This is a genomic window from Aquirufa sp. OSTEICH-129A (assembly GCF_054558355.1).
In genome coordinates this window covers 202,335-221,461 of record NZ_JBPXKC010000001.1, presented here as the reverse complement: position 1 = coordinate 221,461, position 19,127 = coordinate 202,335, and the positions used below count along the sequence as shown (strand labels likewise).

Here is a 19,127-nt window from a genome sequence, read left to right as displayed (position 1 = left end):
ACCTTATTTACCTGCTATTATTAAGACCATTTCACCTCGTACTTTGTCAGGATGTTGATTTAAAAACTGTATAACTTCAGCTACTGAACCACGAATCATTTGCTCGTGCATTTTGGATAATTCTCTAGCCAGCATCACCTGCCTGGTTTCTCCCAAAAACTCCAGCGCTTGCTCCATGGTTTTTACAATTCGGTGCGGGGATTCATATAAAACAACCGTTTTATCTTCTTCAGCTATGGCTTTCCAACGGGTTTGGCGACCTTTTTTATGGGGCAAAAATCCTTCAAAAATAAATCGATCACAAGGGAAACCCGAATTGACCAAGGCGGGCACAAAGGCCGTTGCTCCAGGTAAAGTTTCAACTTCAATACCTTGTTCTACACAAGATTTAACCAATAAAAAACCTGGATCTGAAATACCTGGCGTACCTGCATCTGACACCAATGCCAAAGTTTTACCAGCCAATAACATCTTGATAACACCCGCTACACCCGCATGTTCATTGTGGGCATGATGGGCAAATAAAGGTTTATTGATTTGTAAATGCTTCAATAACTGCCCCGTATTACGCGTGTCTTCCGCCAAAATACCGTCTACTTCCCCTAAAATTCGAATTGCTCGTAAGGTAATATCCTCTAAGTTTCCAATGGGCGTTGGTACAATGTATAATTTCATGCAATGAAAATACTACATAAATATGAATTTGTTGGGTGTGTACGTGATTATGAAAAATAATTTACCTACTTCTTAACACGGCGCCATCATGATGATACATGAATTTTAGTAGAATGAACTCAAGCTGGTTATTGAGAAAATTGATGCTTGAAAAAACAAAAAAAGCGCAAATTTCTTTGCGCTTTTGGTAGAGGGTGAGGGATTCGAACCCCCGGGCCTGTAACAGCCAACAGTTTTCAAGACTGCCTCGATCGACCACTCTGACAACCCTCTGTCTCAAATTGAGAATGCAAATTAAGGCCTTTTTTCGATTTTAAGCAAGTCCTTTGTTAAAAAATCCTTAAAAATTAATTGAGAAATCATCCAATCGACTGCTTCTGACCGCATTAAATTTTCAGGAATCCACAGGATTTTAATACCTGACCTTTCCATTTTCCGGAAAAAGGTCATCTGCCTTTTAGCAAATTGATGAATCGCTACTTCCAAACCTTTTTCTAATTCTTCCCGAGTGATTTTATTCTCCACAAAATCGGTTAACCACTTGTATTCCAATCCTAACCATCTCAAATCAGCTGGTTTTAAGCCTTTTGCAAGTAAATTTTCAACTTCTTCTACCATACCCTCATTCAATCGTTGAAATAAGCGATTGGAACAATTCCTTCTTCTGTCATCCCAAGAAGGTTGCAAACCAAATACGATCGTCGGACGATCCAATTCCAAAGGTGATTCCAAAAAGGGAGGTAATTTAGAAAATTGATAACTTGATAAAACAGCATCGATATACAAGCCTGTACCTCCACATAAAATGGGGAATTTATAATCAAGGTCTATTTTTTTCATCGCCTCAAAAGCATCTTTCTGAAAATGGGCCACCGAATAGCTTTCGCCTACCTCCAAGATATCGATCAAATGATAAGGAACTGCATGCTCTCCTTGTCCATATTCCACTATATCCTTTCCTGTTCCAATATCCAAACTTCTGTACAATTGCCTAGAATCGGCGGAAATGATTTCTCCTCCAATTTTCCTTGCCAATTCTACTGCCAAAGCCGTTTTTCCACTGGCTGTAGGTCCAAGAATGGTAATAAGCGGTAGTGACATGAAAAAATATGATTAAATAAACCGAGCTACAAAAATGCTTCAATTTTTCGAATAATATAAACGCAGTTTCTTATTTCCAACAGTACAAACTTGAGCCTCTTCCCAGGTTTTACAAATTTTCCTTTTACCTGCTTCATTCAGCGTATATAAAATGGGAGGTGTTATTTGAATTTCTTGAAAGCCAATGGACTGATACCCTTCCCCCCTATTCCATTCCATATCAATGTAAGTCATGATATTGTCAACCTTTTCCTCTAGTTGATAGTAGTGAAGTACCTTACTTAAGCCTCCGACAATCTGAGTGCCTAAGGTGGAACAAAAACGAATTAATTCGCCTGAAATATGTCCTTCAAATTCCTTTTCTTTCATGCGCATGGGTTTAGCCAATGTAGCCACTCCCACTAATTTTTGATCTCCCATCCAATATGGACTGCTAATGTTCCGAAATTGCCTGTGTGGTGGAACCACTAATCCCCAATAGCTCTTTGCTTGTGCTGAACCTAAGAGATGTTCATTTTCTAAAAAAGAATCAGCTATTTCTTTAGAAATAGGCACAACACGTAAATCTCGAGCAAAAATGGAACTATTACCCAATTTACGAAACTGAAAATACCGCTTAATCCAAGTGGACTGTTTTAACCAAATATCTTCCCAAATTCTAATCAAAGGTGTAGAAGTACTAATCTGTTCCAAATACTGCTTTTGCCAAGCAGCAGGATCAGAAAAATCCTTCTGGCTTTGAAAATCTTTTATTGAAATACATTGTACATATAATGAAAGCTCAGGCAAAAAAATAGTAGAAAAAGCATGATTGGGACATAATTCTACCTTTATTTCCATTTCCTTTAAAAAAGAAATTACTTCATCAAAGAAATTAATAGGATATACGGACATGCCATGAGAAATTGCATTCAAAGATACGTGTATATTGAGTAGAATATCTCCTAATCTAACTTTGTAAACTAAAAATTAATCACATGAACTATCGATTTGAGGCGAGTAGAAAAGAAGTATCCACCTTTACGAATCAAGAATTAAGGGATCAGTTTTTGATTGAAAATATATTTGAACCCAATCAAATTCACTTAACCTATACCATATACGATCGGATGATCATAGGCGGTGCTATGCCCGTTTTAGGTGAAATAAAATTACCCAATCCAGAAAAATTAAAAGCTGATTATTTTTTAGAGCGAAGAGAGCTGGGTATCATCAATGTGGGTGGCCCCGGAGTAATTAAGGCCGATGGACAAAGCTTTGAAATTTCGAAATTGAGTGCTGTTTACTTAGGAAAAGGAACACAAGACCTTAGTTTTCAATCAGTTTCAGCTAATGAACCCGCCCAATTCTATTTACTCTCTTCACCAGCTCATGCTACCTATCCAAATGAGAAACTAGATAGAGAAAATGTAATTACTGTCAATGTTGGTTCATTGGAAAATTCCAATCACCGAACTATCTATAAATACATTCATAAGGAAGGAATACAGTCATGTCAATTGGTCATGGGACTAACTATATTAGAACCAGGATCTATTTGGAATACCATGCCAGCTCACGTGCATGATCGAAGAATGGAAGCCTATCTGTATTTCGATGTAAAACCAGGTCAAGCGGTTTTACACTTAATGGGCGAAGCTCAAGAGACCAAACACATTTGGGTACATAATCATCAAGCTGTAATTTCTCCACCTTGGTCCATTCACAGTGGTGCAGGAACTCAAAACTATTCTTTTATTTGGGGAATGGCGGGTGAAAACAAAGACTACACCGACATGGATTTTTCTGAAATTTCTGAACTACGTTAATTATGAAAAAAGCGCTTTTAGGTTTACTTAGCTATTGTTTATTAGCTCCAGTTTTGGGGCAAAATACCCCCTATTCTATCCAAATGGCTCAATCTTTGATGCATACGCATCCAGATTCCATTCAAGTTAAAATTGGGAAGCCTGCTACTTGGGATTATGAACAAGGCTTATTCTTAAAAGCCCTTGAACATGTTCATCAAAGAACCGGAGACGCTACTTATTTTCAATACATTCAGAAAAACATCAACAGTTTCATTTCTGAAAAAGGGGATATTCGAACCTATAAGTTTTCAGAATTTAACTCGGACAATATCACGACAGGTCGCCTTTTACTTTCTCTTTATCAAGAAATAGGCGATGACAAATACAGATTAGCTGCTGAACAATTACGCTTACAAATCAAAAAACAACCTAGAACAAAAGAAGGTGGATTTTGGCATAAAGACCGATATCCCGATCAAATGTGGTTAGACGGTTTATACATGCTAGAACCCTTTTATGCTGAATACAGTCAGGTATTTCATGAAAATAATTGGGATGACATTGCGCTACAGTTTCAATTGATGTATAAAAATGCCCGAGATCCTAAAACGGGATTGTTGTACCATGCTTATGATCATGAACGCAAACAAGCTTGGGCTAGTAAACAAACTGGACTTTCACCTAATTTTTGGGGAAGAGCTATGGGTTGGTATGCTATGGCTTTAGTGGATGTTTTGGACTATTTTCCTCAGCAGCATCCCAAAAGAAGTATGTTGATTAAGCAATTAAATGAATTAAGCACTGCTTTAGTTAAAGTACAAGATACATCCACTGGACTTTGGTACCAATTACCCACTTTAGGTACTCAAAAAGGGAATTACTTAGAGGCTTCATGTGCCAATATGTATGTATATGCTTTTGCGAAAGGGGTTCGTAAGGGCTATCTGCCTGCCAATTTCTTGACAGCGGCACAAAAAGCCTATGTATCCATTTTAGATAAATTCATCACCAAAGACGCACAAGGCTATATTCATTTAGAAAAAACGGTAAGCGTAGGTGGATTAGGTGGAACACCTTATCGAGATGGAAGTTTCGCCTATTATATGTCAGAACCTCTCAAAACAGATGATTTAAAAGGTGCTGGTCCCTTTATCTTGGCTTCTTTAGAAATGGAAATAGCTAAGGAATTGGGTATAGGAAAAGGTAAAAAAGTGGTATTGGATTATTATTTTAACCATGAGTTCCGTAAAAATAAGCAAGGAAACATGGAGCGTTTCCATTATACTTGGGAAGATAGAAAGGATTCAGGATTTCAGTTATTAGGAGTACAAATCGAGCAGTTAGGAGCTACATTGGACAGCTTAGCTCAAGCCCCTACAAGCAAAAATTTGGCAGGAGCTTCCGTGTACATTATAGTAGATCCAGATAGTCAAAAAGAAACCGCCAAACCTAATTACATGCGTGTGCAGGATGCGGATGAAATCGAAAAATGGGTAAAGGCTGGTGGAACTTTAATTTTATTGGCCAATGATACAACCAATTGCGAAATACCCAAATTTAATACTTTGGCAAAAAGGTTTGGAATGGAATTCATGGGGCCTAATTTAAATATGGTTCAAGGAAAGAATTGGCATCAAGGAACATTGAACATTTCATCCAATAATCTCATTTTCAAAGGATTGAAAAAAATCTATATCAAAGAAATTTCAACCATTAAACTTTCAGGAACGGCTAAATCCTTAGAGGATTTAAATGGCCATTGTGTGATGGCCATGGCAAAGGTGGGTAAAGGGCGAGTGTTCGCATTGGGAGATCCTTGGATTTACAATGAATACACCAATAACCGCCGAATTCCTTTGGAATATGAAAACTTCCCAGCTGCCAAGAAATTGATGGAATGGGCGTTAAAACCTTAAGGAAAGCGTAAACCCGTCATTTTTTCTAAGGTATTTTTCGTCACAGCAAATGTTTGCCAGTTAGGATGCAAATCATGCTGGTTTGGGAAAAGTAAATACCAAGATTTTTCGGGACCAATCACCACCTTCCAACAATATTTTGGAATGATCACCTCATTTCCAATTTTATCCAAAACCCCAAAACCGCCGGCATAAATCGTTAATTTTTGTCCCCTTTTGGCCAATTTTCTACAATAAGATTCTAGGCGTTCCCAAGGTCCTCGATTCAGTTCAGGAGTCTGTGGAATCATGTTGGACATGTAGAAAGTTTCCGCATTTAGAAAGAAACTGGAAGATCGATCTTCTGAATTACAAAGATGCCCCCGATCGTATCCGCTGTATTTATAATCATCAGCATCTATTTTCTTAAAACTTCTAGGTAAATCATCATCTTCTCTAAACCGATTCGAACGAGGCGTATCTCCCAAATCGGAAGCTGATAGCGTCCAAGCCACCCAATTAGCTTTTCCTTGAACTCCATCATAGGACATTACATATCCCCTTTTTATTTCTAAGTAATTAGAAGTAGAGGCCGTAGAAGCCCCTGATATATTAAAAATACCTCCAGGTAATAAGGCCACCTGGAGGTATAATAGGATGCTTAATAGCATAGGTTACTGTTTATTTTTTGTGTGAAAACATCCAAGAGAATAATTCAGGTTCTTTAAATGCATTATCCCATGAGTTGTGGTTGACACCTGGGTATTCGGTATATTTTGGATTGGCCCCCACTTCCTTTAAAGCAGCTACAGCCTCTCTAGAATGTTTTACAGGCACCACGGCATCTGCATCACCATGAAATATCCATAGCGGAAGTTTTTTAGCATACTTTTTAACAAAATGTAAGTCGGCACCACCGCAAATAGGTGCAGCTGCTGCAAACATTTTAGGGTTTCTGGAAATGGCTTCAAAAGTCCCCATTCCACCCATAGAAAGTCCCATGATATATAAACGCTTTTTATCAGCAGCTTTTTCCTTCACTAAATCTTTGACTATACTAACCGCCGCTGCTAAAGGCCAATTGGGTTCTTTGGGATATTCAAAAACAAAAGTTGTTGGCTTAGTAGTTCGATCAATTTTCACCGTGGACCAATAGGAATTGGCAGGGCATTGAGGAAAAATAACTATGGAAGGAAATTTAGATTGATTACTAGGATCCAAAAACAACTTGGAACCATGAGTCAGCTGTTTTTCATTGTCGTTTCCTCGCTCACCCGCCCCATGCAAAAATAGAATTACGGGGTATTTCTTTCCCTTGTCATAATTTTCAGGATAAAGAATTTGGTAAGGTAGGTTTTGATCGGGACCAAAAGCTAATTCCCTTTTTTCGAATTTAGCTTGAGAAAATGCAGAGAGGCTTACACATAAAGCTAGCCATAATAAAAGAAGTTTTTTCATCATTTTATTTCTTTAAACGTTTTTTCAAATCTTCAATAGAAACCGTCATCATTCGACCCACCTTTTCTTTACCCCTGTAGGAAATCATGCGCATGACTAAGGCATCTTTAGGGACTATAATTTTACCAGAAGCAGCAGGATAGAAATAATCAGGATAAGAAAAATCAAAACTGTAATGAACAGATAGAGGGTTAACTTCCGTGCTTAATTCAACCCATAATTGACCTTGCTCATTTTTACCTACCTGAATGATAGCATCATACATACTCGGCGCATATTTGCGTTCAGCCTGATCAAAACGACCAAAGTGATGCTCCACACGGCTTACGAAATTATCCCAATTTCTGTTTTCTTGAGGAGACCATAAAGCCTCTGAAACAGCCCAAGCACGCGGGAATAACATGTATTGCAAATGACGGTAGGTAAACAATTGTTCTGACCATAAGTTGGCCTGCCCACCTTTCACTAATTTGGCATCCACTCCATCAGGAACAGGATTGAATGCATAAGAATCTTTTAGTCGAACCGTTTCATATACTGGAGGCTCTATGGCAGCGTCACCCTGCATTAAATCCACGTACACGTGATTATTAGGAGTCATTACCACTTCATGACCATCTTTAGCTGCCTGTACTCCTCCAGCAATACCCCTCCAAGACATCACAGCTGTATTTTTAGGTAAACCACCACCTTCTAAAATCTCATCCCATCCCATCATTTTCTTACCTTTGGAAGTAATGATTTTTTCTAATCGACGGGTAAAAAAGGCTTGTACTTCTTGTGGGGTTTTCAAATTTTCTTTCTGCATCATGGCTAAAATCTGAGGATTTTTTTCCCAATAATTTTTAGGGCACTCATCTCCTCCCATATGAATGTATTCGAATGGAAACATTTCAGCCACTTCCGTAAATACTTTGTCCAGAAAGGTGTATACTTTTTCATTGGCAGGACAAAGCGTATTGTCTTGCAGAGCTACTGCATGACCATGAGACCAATCAATAAAAGGTTCACCTGAGATCACTTGATAATTTACAGCCTCAGGTGTACAAGATAATTCAGGATAAGAAGCAATAGCTGCCATGGAATGACCAGGAACATCAATTTCAGGCATGACATTCACAAAGCGTCCTTTGGCATAAGCTACGATTTCTTGGATATCCTCTTTGGTAAAAAATCCACCTTGAGTTCTAGGCTCATTAGGTTCTGGCTTAGAAAATTCTGTAAAACGGCCTACTTTAGGTACATTCCATGCCCCTTTTTTGGTCAAATTAGGGAATGATTTAATTTCCACGCGCCAACCTTCATCATCTGTTAAGTGAAAATGTAAGATGTTATACTTATAGGCCACCATTTCATCAATAAACTGCTTTACTTGATCTTTATTGAAGAAGTGACGAGCTACATCAAGCATTAAACCCCTCCAAGCAAAACGCGGATAATCAGTGATTTGAGCAAAAGGGATTTTCCAAGATGACTTAATTACCGTTTGTTTGGATTCAATTTCCTTTGGCATCAATTGAATTAAACTTTGAATACCATAAAAAATACCGGCAGGTTTATTTGCTGTAATCAATACCCCTTTGGCATTCACAACTAAGGTATAACCCTCATTTCCCAAATTAGCTATGGGTTGATTGGATAATACCAAACGAATTTGGGCTAAATCAGCTTGAGAACTAGCATCCCAAAGCATCTGCACCTTACGCATGGCCGTTTTTTCTAAGCGTTCTGTTAAATTTTTAACTGCCACTTGTAGGCTTTCGTCTTTAGGAGCGGCTATAATTACCCGACTAGGCAGACTATAAAATCCTTGTGGGTAATTGGCTTTTACAGGAATAGGAATTAAAGGAGCTTGTTGGGCTGCAAGAGAAAAGTGAATGCTCAGTAATAAAAAAAATACTTTTGCAATGAATTTAGATTTCAACATGAGTTTTAAATAGATTTTTAGTAAAAAATGATAAATTTTCGTTTTAAAGGTTTTAAAAATAAGGTCATTTTCGAAATTTTAGTATAATTTCGAGGAATCAAGTAAAAAAACAGAAACAAAATCATGAATAACACCATTTCCCTTGCGGCTCAGCAAGTCGAACTTACACATGCTATTGATACTGTCTGGGTGGCCCTTTGCGGAGCGCTCATTTTTCAAATGGAGGGAGGCTTTGCTTTATTAGAAGCCGGCTTTGTCCGTTCAAAAAACGCCGTCAGTATCATTGCCAAAGTCATGATTGACATCATGTTTGGCGGAATAGCCTTTTATGTAGTAGGATTTGGTATAGCCTACGGAACAGGATTATTCGATTTCGGAATCAATTTAGGAGATTTAGGTTTAGGTCTCACCATTTCTAATAAATTATTTTGGTTTATTCAGATGGGATTTGCCATTGCAGCTATCTCCATTGTTTCTGGTGGTGTGGCAGAAAGAATGAAAATGTGGGCCTATGCTATTTATGTCACGATTTTCTGTGCCTTTTTATATCCATTGGTGGCTCAATGGGTCTGGAATCCACATGGCTGGTTTGCCTTACAAGGATTCAATGATTTTGCTGGTTCGGCGGCAGTTCATACCATGGGTGGTTTTGCTGCATTAGCGGGTGCTATTGTATTGGGACCTCGCATTGGGAAATACAATGAAGATGGTAGTATCAATGCTATCCCTGGTCATAATTTAACTTTATCTGCCGTAGGGGCATTTATATTGTGGTTTGGATGGTTTGGTTTTAACCCAGGATCTACCTTAGCAGCTGTAGGGAAATGGGATTTAATTGGTTCTGTAGCCACCAATACCTTTTTAGCATCAGCTATGGGAGGAGTTTCTACTATGCTGTATACTTTTATACGTTATAAAAAGGTTGATATTACCATGGTCATTAATGGAGTATTGGCAGGATTGGTAGCAGTAACGGCGGGTTGTAATGTCGTTAGTCCTAATAGTGCTTTAATCATTGGATTTGTAGCAGGTATATTGGTAGATGTAGCCGTTGTACTAATCGATAAAATGCAAATTGATGATCCAGTCGGTGCTATTGCGGTTCATGGAGTAAATGGTTTTTTCGGTACTGTGGCGGTGGGTTTATTCTCAGAAAAGAATGGTTTATTTACTACGGGACAAACAGATCAATTGCTGATTCAGGTCATGGCAGTCAGTATCATCAGTATCTTTTCTTTTAGCGCTACATTCGCGATATTTAAGTTATTGAAGAGTACCATTGGTATTCGCCTAAGCTACAAGGCTGAATCGGCTGGTATCGATGCCGTTGAATTTGGAGTTGAATCATATACCACATTTGAATAAGCTGAAAGGGAAAAACCTATGAAAAAAGTAGAAGCTATTGTTAAGCCATCCAAATTAAAAGCCATTCAAAAAGGCTTAATTGATGCCAATATCCCCTGTATGACCGTCGTGCCTGTTCGTGGCGCGGGATTACAACAAGGTTATTCAGAAATATATCGAGGTACCGAGAAGTCCTTAATCTTATTGCCCAAAGTCATGATCATTTGTGTGGTCAGTGATGAAAACCTGGAAAAATGCATTGATGTAATTCTAGACAATGCCTCCGAAGGAAATACGGGTGATGGTAAAATATTCATCTATGATGTCCAAGATGCCATACGTATTCGTACCAGAACCAGAGGTGTAGAAGCGATTAGGTAAAAGGTGGGGATTGATTTTGGATATTAAAATATCCAAATCATAACCTACATGTTACCTTATAAATTTCTGGCTTTCATCCTCACAAACATCTCCTCGGAGTACCATTGGTATTGCCTGGTTTTTTTAATCATGGGAGCATGAGCACGGGAGCGATAAGCAAAGGCATCCAAGGCTTGCGCATTTTCCCATATACTAAATGTGGCTTGTTCGAATAAAGGCACCTCACCAACACCCTTGGCAAAAAGCAAACCGGCTTGATTTTCAATACCCCGACTGGAAGAAGGAACATTCATCCAAAATCGTATTGCCTTTCTTTTATCGATGCTGGCTCGAGTGATGACAGCTACTGGACCATCCCAAGGTTCATTAGAATCATCAAATTCAAAAGGTTGCTTATGATTCCAAGTTCCATGTCCTTTCCATGGAGTAGCATCCCAACCTGAAATAGATTCAGCCTGACTAGCTAATTCTTTCCATCGATCATCGGTCGAAAAAAATGTTTGAGCAGCATCTTCGTTATTCCAAAGACCAAGAAAGGCATAAGTTCCCCAATCTGGGAATATGGAAAATCCATTGCCTGCCCCGGTACCTAAATGCTTAGCAAATAGTAATCCCTCAGCTTGCCAAGGATTTTTTCTCAATTTACCCATCCAGGTAAACGCATTCCATTTCGCTGTAAAACCTTGAAAATGAAGAAAGCGAATGGTGATGAATTGCATAATTCTATATAATAGGATTCTTAGGGAATATTATTTACAACCTAAACTAAAAATTTCATTTCATGTTCAAAGTAACTGGTTTCTTATCTTTAAAGAAGCTTTTATTTCTTTAAAGGCATGTTTGCCTGAACTTTTTTTCTCCAATCGATCAAAAGGCGATGTAATTCATCGCGTTTGGCAGGAAATTGCTTTGCCACATCGTGGCGCTCGCCAACATCTTCTTTTAAATTATACAGCTCTAATTGCGCTAATTCGAAATTATCCACGAGTTTCCAATCGCCTAAGCGAACTGCACCGGCCGGCCGGCCCATTTGGTTTGAAAAATGTGGATAATGCCAAAATAGGGGCCTATTTTGATCTTTTATCGAAGGTTTATTAATCATTGGCCAAATACTGATTCCATCAGTGAGGTCTGGGGCTTTTTGTCCTAATAAATCTAAAATGGTCGCTGTATAATCCGTATTCATGAAATAGGTATCATTTACCTGTTTAGGCAAAATTTTACCTTCCCAAAACATAAGTGTAGGAATTCGAATACCTCCCTCATACACGTGCCCTTTCCATTTTCGAAGGCTATCATTTTGGGTGGGTGTTGGGCCTAATTCTGGCAAACCCACGCCACCATTGTCTGAAGCAAAAATCACCAAAGTGTTTTTCAATAGCCCTTGTTTTTTCAATAATTCCATAATGCGACCTACCCCCTCATCCATACTTTCGACCATTGTGGCGTAATAGGGATTATATTGACCTTTAAATTTCTCGTATTTCATAAAATACTTGTTCAATTTGGTAGCTTGGGGAACGATAAACACATGAGGAGCCGAATAGCACATATACAAGAAAAAGGGATTAGCATCTGTCTGTTTACCTATGAAGTCAACGGCATAATCGCTTAATTTATCGGTCAAGTAGCGTTCTCCTTTATCTTCAAAAACCTGTTGGAAACTATCTTGGAAGATTCCATAGTTATAATAATCAAGGCCATTTTTTCCAATCATTCGTGCATAATCAAAGCCGCGATTCCAAGGCGCGAGGCTATCTCCTGAACCTAAATGCCATTTTCCAATCATTCCAGTTTGATAACCTAAAGCCTTTAGTCGTTGGGCTAAAGTAATTTCCATGGATGGCAAATAAGTTTTCCAATTCGCGGGCAATAGAGGGGAATCCTCTTCTGTTCGATTACCCACCAAGAAATTTGTTAATTTTAATCGAGCCGGATGAAGGCCAGTCATGATGGCTGCACGTGAGGGTGAACAAACGGTACTTGCCGCATACGCCTGCGTAAATCGAATACCATTCTGGGCTAATGAGTTTAAATGTGGGGTTTCATTGTAAGGATTTCCATAACAAGCTAAATCCATATAACCTAAATCATCCGCAAGAATGAAAATGATATTAGGTTTTTTAGGGGTATCTAAGGCGTAAATTTGTAAACTCAAGAGGCTTAAAAGCAAAATAGAAAAGACCTTTTTCATAGGTATAAAGATTTATTTTCCAATACAAAACTTCCCAAAGATATTTTTCAATAAATCGTCATTGGAAATGGCTCCTGTGATTTCACCTAAATGATGTAAGGCATAACGAAGGTCCTGAGCGATTAAATCTCCTGTTAAATTCGATTTCAATGCATGTAAAACCTCCTCCAATGTCTCTTGGGTTTGTTTCAACTTTTCATAATGCCGCAAATTGGTCACTAAGGTTCCTGAGTTAGACACCTGATTCAATCCCACAACATCCAATAATTTTTGTTCAAAATCCGCTAATCCCTGACCAAATTTAGCTGAGATAGCGACCGTAGGAAAGCCCAAAGATTCCCATTTGGAGATGTCTGGTTGAGCTTCATCTACTTTATTTAAAATCAATATCAAAGGGATTTCCAAATTGGCCATCTCCTCAACCGTATCCTGAATATCTTTTTTGGTATCCTTGGTCACATCCACTACATACAAAATCACTTGGGCCTTTTTAACCCAAGCCTGGGTTCTTTGTACCCCTTGTGCCTCAATGACATCTGCGGTATCTCGTAGTCCGGCTGTATCCACCAATCGAAATCGAATACCTCCTAAAACCCATTCATCTTCTAAACTATCACGGGTGGTACCAGCAATATCCGAAACAATAGCCCTCTCTTCTTTCAATAAGGCATTGAGTAGCGTAGATTTACCCGCATTGGGCTTACCCACAATAACCGTTGCAACTCCATTCTTAATGGCGTTTCCGGCTTTAAAACTTGCCACTAAGGGCCTGACTTTTTCCAATAACTTATTGACCAAATCCTCCAAATCTTGTCGGTCAGCAAACTCAACATCTTCTTCACCAAAATCCAATTCTAATTCTATCAATGAGGCAAAATGAATCAATTCCTCACGTAAGGCCGCCAATTCCTGAGAAAATCCACCCCGTAATTGATGTAAAGCCGCCGAGGTAGCTGCTGCAGAATCCGCTGCGATAACATCAGCCACCGCCTCTGCTTGGGCTAAGTCAAAGGCACCATTTAAAAATGCTCTTTGTGTAAATTCACCAGCCCGAGCCAATCGAGCCCCCTTTTCAACGAATAATTGAATGATACTTTCTTGAATATATGGCGAACCATGGCAAGATATTTCAATCACATCTTCTTTGGTATAAGATTTGGGGCCTTTGTACAAACTAATCACCACTTCATCAAATACCCTTCCACCCGACTCAATACGCCCATAATGTAAAGTATGAGGCGCTTGCTTACTTAAATCTTTGTTGGGAAACACGTCATTAACCCATTCAATTGCCTGATCTCCCGACAATCGAATGACACCAATTGCGCCCACACCCAAAGGCGTGGCTAGGGCAATGATCGTATCCTTAAAATCCATTATAACAAGTTTTGTAATTTCATGGCCACGGACATATCGCCTGAAATCTTGATTTTTCCAGTCATTACTGCCATCATCGGATTTAAATCACCCGACATTACCTTACTGAAATTTTCTACTGTTGCCGAAATAGTACAATCCGCTTCCTCATTTTCATTAGTAACCGTTCCATCATTTTTTACCACGATGATTCCTTCTGGGAAAGCAAATTTAAATGAAACTCCTAAGCCGCCTTTCTGTGCAGCCATGGTAGCAATACGATCATTGATGTCTTGAAATGTCATGTTATTTTTATAAATGTGTCAATAAAAAGCAAATTTAAGGCATTTAATTCCTTAATAAAATACACTAAACCTCACGCCGACAAATACCCTTGAAGTCGCAATACTGGCAATCCTCCAAATTACTTGTTTTCTCAAATGCTTGGGTAGGATCTAGTAAACGTTGAACCCAATGCTCCACCAATTGTTCTGATTCTTTTAAAAATGATAACAAAGGTTGACGTTCTTGAAATTCAATATTCTCAGTTAATACTTTTGAACCCAAATTCCTGAATGATATGATGCCAGGCTGTATTTGAATATGGTCAGCTTGGAATTGTTTCAAATATCCTACTCGATCTTCTTTGGATTTAGTTAACTCAGTTCCTAATAAAAACTTATATAACCACAATTGAAACAGTTTTTCCTTTATTTCATCGGATGTTAATTCCGATATCAAATCCTCTGCTATCTTTAAATCCTTGGCTTCTACTTTACCTGTTTTGTAATCTAAAATCCTAATGGTATTCTCCCCCAAAAGATCCATGCGATCTATCCTACCTTTCAACTTAACTGGCCAAATATCTCCATCTACTGGAACATTTACCATGGTTTCTAAACTTCCTTCTACCACCAAAAGTTCAATGTTTTCCTTTTCCCATTGTGGAGAAGATTCTAAATAATTTTGTAAAATGGTTTTGGCAACTTCTTTTAACACATAATTAAAGCCCTTTTCTAGTTCAAATACCCCTTTTTCTTTCTCTATTTCTCGTATGGCCTCATGTAAATAATCATCCAAATGGTTGATTTTATCGTTCCAATCCACTAGCTCTAATTTACCCGAATACTTTTCAATGATCTCGGCATCTATTATTTCTAATACCTTATGAATCCAGGTACCAAAAACATCCGCTCCCATCTCGTCATCACTCTGCTTATCATCTCGCAAACCCACTATTTGAGAGAAATAATATTTCATGGAGCAGGTAACCAACATGGATACAGAAGATGCAGACAGCCCCCTTTTTTGCAACACATCCTTTATCTTTTGTCGCATCTCACCCGTTTTTTCAATTCGAGTAATGTGTTCTTCCTGTTGTTGTTGAGTTTGTCCCAAATGCAAAATGGGTTCTTCCAAAATCAGGTTAGGATTCTTCTTTTGCCAATCAAATTGTATCTGTTTAATGAATCGACTCATTTCTTTGATACTTGATTTTTCAGAAGGTTGAACATAACAGAGTATGACCTCTTGTGCACGTTGCATCAAGCGATAAAAGTGATAAGCTGTTACCGCATCTGCTTGGGTAAAAGTAGGTAATGAAAAATACGACATATTGGCGATGTCGGTAGGAATTAGACTTTCTCGCTTTCTTGTCCCTGGTAATGAACCTTCATTCAAAGACAATACAATCACACGATCAAAGTCTAGGGTTCTAGTTTCCAATAAACCCATGACATGCAAGGTTCTAGAACTATGATCAGGTCCCTCAAATGTCAGCTTTTGCTGCTGCAATAATTGCATCAACAATATTTTTCCACTTTTATAGGAAATTGGGAAACGACCTTTTATAGCGGATTCTAAGGTTTCACAAACATCAAATGCCTGTTGAATGGCTTGCGCTTCTTCATCCCATTCATTTTTAGGGTAGGCCCTTAAAATTTGTTCGACAAAACCCTTAATTTGACTTAGAATAATAGAAAATTCATCGTCTAATTGAACTACAATATGCTGAAGTAAAGGAATTTGAAGTTCCTTTATTTGTTCAAATGAAAGATATAAACTTTCCTCACCTAGCTTGGAAAGTATATTTTGGGCAGGAACTTGTCTTTTTTTAGATTCCGAGTCAGCATAAATTTGAACCAATGGGTGATTCCAAAGTTTCAAGAAATGCGACATAGGATAGCGTTCATCTACACCTCTTTTGGTTAATTCCCACCATAAATTCAGTAAGGAATAAATCTGTGTTTTTTTGATGGAAAAACCCATCGTGATATTCAATCGATCCTTGAATTCACCAATATATTGTGTCAAAGAGTCCAATAGGGATTCATCCCCTAATACCAATGCCACCTGTTCATGATCTCCATGATTTTTTGCCCAATTCCTAATGGCCTCCATGGCCACATAAACTTGAGCAGAGGGATTGGCCACACCTAAAATTTGGACTTTTTTGGGTGATTCCATTAGGTTTTTACCCATCCAAAGGAAAGGTCCACGAGATAAATATTCTTGAGAAGCAGGATGAGAATAATTTCTTAACCAATTGCCTGCTCGATGAAATTTATTTTTCACATAATATTCATCCGCATCCCAAAGCGTGTTAGCCAATCCTTGTTTCAAAAGTAGGCTAATGATATCTTCTTCAGCTTTGGACAAAGCATTAAAGCCAACAAAATAAATCTTTTTGAAGGCTTTAGGAAGAGCGATACCTTTTTCTAAATTCTCCACCAAGCGCCGATAGGCCATTCCCCGATAAACCAATCCCAAAGAATCTAAACGATTTTTGAGTCGAATATAAACCTCTAATAAATGATCATAAAGCTGAAAATATGCCTTGGTATGTTCGGTAATGAATTTTTCTGGATGTTCTTCACCATAATCTTTTCCCCACCGCTCCAAAGATTTAGCCTCAGAAAGAAAAGAAAATAATTGAACGGGATCTACCATATAAAGGTCGAGCACATCAAAATCCTTTAACATCAATTGTCCCCAGGAAACAAATCGATCAAAATCTACCTGAGGATCAACCTCTTTAAAGCAAGTAAATGCTTCTGACAATAAAGAAATGGGGTCAATGAGCTCGGAATTTGTCATTTGCAGAGCAAATTCCTCAATGGTCATAATTTTAGGAGAAAGAAATGGTCTTTCTCCCAATTGAGCTAATTGTGTTTTAAGGTAAAGCGCACCACGTTGGGATGGCATGACGATAGCCACCTCCCTTATTTCATCAAAGCCATGTTGAGCAATGAGGTGTTCCGCTGTTTGCCTTAAAAATGATTTCATCCGCGCTTATAAATTCCCCTTTTTCATCTCCTTAACAGCATAATCTACGGCTCTAGCCGTAAATGCCATATAGGTTAAAGAAGGATTTTGTGTGGATGTAGAAGTCATACATGCTCCATCTGTGACGAAAACGTTTTTCACATGGTGCATTTGATTCCACTTATTCAACAAGGAAGTTTTAGGATCTGCTCCCATGCGAACCCCTCCCATTTCGTGAATATCCAATCCTGGAGCTTGTTTAGTATCCCGATGGCGTATATTTTTAAAGCCTGCTTTGGTGTACATTTCGGTAAATTGGTCAATAAAATCCTGAACCATTTTATCGTCATTGTCATCATAAGCCACATTGACATGCAAGATAGGCATACCATTTTCATCCTTTTTTAGCTTATCCAAAGTAACTTTATTGGATTCTTTTGGAATGGTTTCACCCATCATATGTGATCCAGCATACCACATTTGATTCATTTTGGGATTAAGCAAGGAATTCTTCAAGCTTTCTCCTAAACCTTCGCGGTCAGTACTTGAACCCCTTCCTGCGTTCATACCGGCGGCATAACCTCTCAAGAAATTGGTTTCTTGCTTGTACAAATTACGGAAGCGAGGAATGTATCCCGAATTTGGACGGCCTCCTTCCGTTTTATAATCTAAATATCCTTCATAATCTGCTGAAATGGATGCTCTATAATTATGAAATGCAATGTGTGTACCTAAAAGCCCTGAGTCATTTCCTAATCCATTGGGGAATCGATGTGAAGTCGAATTCAATAAAATCAGATTGGTATTTAATGCTGCGGCAGTAACAAAAATCACTTTAGCGTAATATTCCACCATTTCTTTGGTATGTGCATCAACCACCCGAACACCTACGGCCTTTTGTTTTTTCTCATCATAAATAATGGAATGAACCACAGAATCTGGCCGTAAAGTCATATTTCCAGTTTTAGCTGCCCAAGGTAAAGTAGAGGCATTTGCGGAAAAATATCCCCCGTAAGGGCAACCCCGTTGACATAAATTACGACCTAAACATTGAGCTCTACCTTGTTGGTAATGAATTTCCTTAGGCTCGGTTAGATGAGCACATCGACCGATAATCACATGTCGATCATTGTATAATCTTTTAATTTCTTTTTGAAAGTGCTTTTCTACACAAGTCAATTCATGAGGCGGTAAAAATTCACCATCAGGCAATACATCCAAGCCATCTTTATTACCCGAAATACCAGCAAATTTTTCTACATGAGAATACCAAGGGTCTAATTCTTTATAAGTAATGGGCCAAGGTGTGGCAAAGCCATCTCGAGCAGGACCATCAAAATCCAATTGAGACCAACGTTGGGTTTGTCTGGCCCATAAAAGGGATTTTCCTCCTACTTGATATCCTCGAATCCAATCAAAAGGCTTGTCTTGTTCATAAGGATGTTCTTTATCCTTTACAAAGAAATGTTTTGCATCCTCTCTAAATGCGTAGCACTTGGATATAATGGGATTTTCAGCTAATTCTTCCTCCGACAAACGACCACGGTGAGGAAACTCCCAAGGAGACATTAAAGTAGTTGGATAATCTTCATTGTGAGTTACTTTTCTACCTCTTTCTAAAACCAATGTTTTAATTCCTTTCTCACAAAACTCTTTGGCAGCCCATCCTCCTGCCATTCCCGACCCGATTACGATAGCACCATAAGTGCGTTTTTCAGCGTTTGTTAAATAGTTCATTGAGT

At 38.5% G+C, this 19,127-nt stretch carries 16 protein-coding genes and 1 tRNA gene; 4 read left to right on the top strand and 13 right to left on the bottom strand.

All coding sequences use genetic code 11. The features are described from left to right. Positions 1-3: 3 nt before the first annotated feature. The 4 genes from rsmI to SKC36_RS00960 form a co-directional block, all read right to left on the bottom strand. Positions 4-675, bottom strand: a complete 672-nt coding sequence (gene rsmI, locus SKC36_RS00975; protein ID WP_459464052.1) for a 16S rRNA (cytidine(1402)-2'-O)-methyltransferase — start codon at positions 673-675, stop codon at positions 4-6. A gap of 185 nt (positions 676-860) precedes the next feature. Continuing rightward, a tRNA-Ser gene (locus tag SKC36_RS00970) sits at positions 861-948 on the bottom strand. A gap of 21 nt (positions 949-969) precedes the next feature. Then, positions 970-1,776 (bottom strand): tRNA (adenosine(37)-N6)-dimethylallyltransferase, encoded by an 807-nt coding sequence (locus SKC36_RS00965; protein ID WP_459464050.1) that lies wholly within the window; start codon positions 1,774-1,776, stop codon positions 970-972. Positions 1,777-1,815: 39 nt separating this feature from the next. Next, a complete protein-coding gene (locus SKC36_RS00960) occupies positions 1,816-2,670 on the bottom strand; it encodes a hypothetical protein (protein ID WP_459464048.1) in 855 nt (284 codons plus the stop codon). Between the two features lie 83 nt (positions 2,671-2,753). On the opposite strand from SKC36_RS00960, the gene kduI reads away from it, so the two are divergent. Then, positions 2,754-3,584, top strand: a complete 831-nt coding sequence (kduI, locus tag SKC36_RS00955) for a 5-dehydro-4-deoxy-D-glucuronate isomerase (protein ID WP_459464046.1) — start codon at positions 2,754-2,756, stop codon at positions 3,582-3,584. 2 nt (positions 3,585-3,586) lie between these two features. Continuing rightward, a complete protein-coding gene (locus SKC36_RS00950; RefSeq protein WP_459464044.1) occupies positions 3,587-5,482 on the top strand; it encodes a glycoside hydrolase family 88/105 protein in 1,896 nt (631 codons plus the stop codon). On the opposite strand, the gene SKC36_RS00945 is transcribed toward SKC36_RS00950, so the two are convergent. The 3 genes from SKC36_RS00945 to SKC36_RS00935 are packed head-to-tail and all read right to left on the bottom strand — an operon-like array spanning position 5,479 to position 8,846. Next, a complete protein-coding gene (locus SKC36_RS00945) occupies positions 5,479-6,132 on the bottom strand; it encodes a DNA/RNA non-specific endonuclease (protein WP_459464042.1) in 654 nt (217 codons plus the stop codon). The two genes, SKC36_RS00950 and SKC36_RS00945, sit on opposite strands and share 4 nt — an antisense overlap. Before the next feature lie 10 nt (positions 6,133-6,142). Beyond that, the gene (locus SKC36_RS00940) at positions 6,143-6,919 is read right to left on the bottom strand and encodes a carboxylesterase family protein (RefSeq protein WP_459464040.1); all 777 of its coding nucleotides are present in this window, start codon (positions 6,917-6,919) and stop codon (positions 6,143-6,145) included. A 4-nt stretch (positions 6,920-6,923) separates the two neighbouring features. Continuing rightward, the gene (locus SKC36_RS00935) at positions 6,924-8,846 is read right to left on the bottom strand and encodes a beta-N-acetylhexosaminidase (protein WP_459464038.1); all 1,923 of its coding nucleotides are present in this window, start codon (positions 8,844-8,846) and stop codon (positions 6,924-6,926) included. Positions 8,847-8,969: 123 nt separating this feature from the next. On the opposite strand from SKC36_RS00935, the gene SKC36_RS00930 reads away from it, so the two are divergent. Together SKC36_RS00930 and SKC36_RS00925 are read left to right on the top strand one after the other, a co-directional pair. Next, positions 8,970-10,211, top strand: a complete 1,242-nt coding sequence (locus tag SKC36_RS00930) for an ammonium transporter (protein ID WP_459464036.1) — start codon at positions 8,970-8,972, stop codon at positions 10,209-10,211. 18 nt (positions 10,212-10,229) lie between these two features. Continuing rightward, positions 10,230-10,571, top strand: coding sequence for a P-II family nitrogen regulator (locus tag SKC36_RS00925; protein WP_130925100.1), 342 nt, complete (start codon positions 10,230-10,232; stop codon positions 10,569-10,571). Positions 10,572-10,627: 56 nt separating this feature from the next. On the opposite strand, the gene SKC36_RS00920 is transcribed toward SKC36_RS00925, so the two are convergent. The 6 genes from SKC36_RS00920 to SKC36_RS00895 all read right to left on the bottom strand — a co-directional run bounded on the left by SKC36_RS00920 (position 10,628) and on the right by SKC36_RS00895 (position 19,122). Next, positions 10,628-11,290, bottom strand: a complete 663-nt coding sequence (locus tag SKC36_RS00920) for a spheroidene monooxygenase (protein WP_459464034.1) — start codon at positions 11,288-11,290, stop codon at positions 10,628-10,630. 101 nt (positions 11,291-11,391) lie between these two features. Beyond that, positions 11,392-12,765 (bottom strand): sulfatase, encoded by a 1,374-nt coding sequence (locus SKC36_RS00915; protein ID WP_459464032.1) that lies wholly within the window; start codon positions 12,763-12,765, stop codon positions 11,392-11,394. Between the two features lie 12 nt (positions 12,766-12,777). Beyond that, entirely contained in the window at positions 12,778-14,142 is a 1,365-nt protein-coding gene (gene mnmE, locus SKC36_RS00910) for a tRNA uridine-5-carboxymethylaminomethyl(34) synthesis GTPase MnmE (protein WP_459452628.1), read from the bottom strand. Beyond that, complete coding sequence (locus SKC36_RS00905) at positions 14,142-14,426, bottom strand: SCP2 sterol-binding domain-containing protein (RefSeq protein ID WP_109322748.1); 285 nt, start codon at positions 14,424-14,426, stop codon at positions 14,142-14,144. Before SKC36_RS00905 ends, mnmE begins: the two co-directional genes overlap by 1 nt. 64 nt (positions 14,427-14,490) lie before the next feature. Further along, positions 14,491-17,406, bottom strand: a complete 2,916-nt coding sequence (locus tag SKC36_RS00900) for a PD-(D/E)XK nuclease family protein (RefSeq protein ID WP_459452626.1) — start codon at positions 17,404-17,406, stop codon at positions 14,491-14,493. Positions 17,407-17,412: 6 nt separating this feature from the next. Continuing rightward, positions 17,413-19,122, bottom strand: coding sequence for a GMC oxidoreductase (locus SKC36_RS00895; protein ID WP_459452624.1), 1,710 nt, complete (start codon positions 19,120-19,122; stop codon positions 17,413-17,415). Positions 19,123-19,127 lie beyond the last annotated feature (5 nt).

Bases quoted from the DNA above. Each gene is read 5' to 3' on its own strand.
- rsmI (WP_459464052.1), bottom strand. From the start codon at position 675: ATGAAATTATACATTGTACCAACGCCCATTGGAAACTTAGAGGATATT.
- SKC36_RS00965 (WP_459464050.1), bottom strand. From the start codon at position 1,776: ATGTCACTACCGCTTATTACCATTCTTGGACCTACAGCCAGTGGAAAA.
- SKC36_RS00960 (WP_459464048.1), bottom strand. From the start codon at position 2,670: ATGTCCGTATATCCTATTAATTTCTTTGATGAAGTAATTTCTTTTTTA.
- kduI (WP_459464046.1), top strand. From the start codon at position 2,754: ATGAACTATCGATTTGAGGCGAGTAGAAAAGAAGTATCCACCTTTACG.
- SKC36_RS00950 (WP_459464044.1), top strand. From the start codon at position 3,587: ATGAAAAAAGCGCTTTTAGGTTTACTTAGCTATTGTTTATTAGCTCCA.
- SKC36_RS00945 (WP_459464042.1), bottom strand. From the start codon at position 6,132: ATGCTATTAAGCATCCTATTATACCTCCAGGTGGCCTTATTACCTGGA.
- SKC36_RS00940 (WP_459464040.1), bottom strand. From the start codon at position 6,919: ATGAAAAAACTTCTTTTATTATGGCTAGCTTTATGTGTAAGCCTCTCT.
- SKC36_RS00935 (WP_459464038.1), bottom strand. From the start codon at position 8,846: ATGTTGAAATCTAAATTCATTGCAAAAGTATTTTTTTTATTACTGAGC.
- SKC36_RS00930 (WP_459464036.1), top strand. From the start codon at position 8,970: ATGAATAACACCATTTCCCTTGCGGCTCAGCAAGTCGAACTTACACAT.
- SKC36_RS00925 (WP_130925100.1), top strand. From the start codon at position 10,230: ATGAAAAAAGTAGAAGCTATTGTTAAGCCATCCAAATTAAAAGCCATT.
- SKC36_RS00920 (WP_459464034.1), bottom strand. From the start codon at position 11,290: ATGCAATTCATCACCATTCGCTTTCTTCATTTTCAAGGTTTTACAGCG.
- SKC36_RS00915 (WP_459464032.1), bottom strand. From the start codon at position 12,765: ATGAAAAAGGTCTTTTCTATTTTGCTTTTAAGCCTCTTGAGTTTACAA.
- mnmE (WP_459452628.1), bottom strand. From the start codon at position 14,142: ATGGATTTTAAGGATACGATCATTGCCCTAGCCACGCCTTTGGGTGTG.
- SKC36_RS00905 (WP_109322748.1), bottom strand. From the start codon at position 14,426: ATGACATTTCAAGACATCAATGATCGTATTGCTACCATGGCTGCACAG.
- SKC36_RS00900 (WP_459452626.1), bottom strand. From the start codon at position 17,406: ATGAAATCATTTTTAAGGCAAACAGCGGAACACCTCATTGCTCAACAT.
- SKC36_RS00895 (WP_459452624.1), bottom strand. From the start codon at position 19,122: ATGAACTATTTAACAAACGCTGAAAAACGCACTTATGGTGCTATCGTA.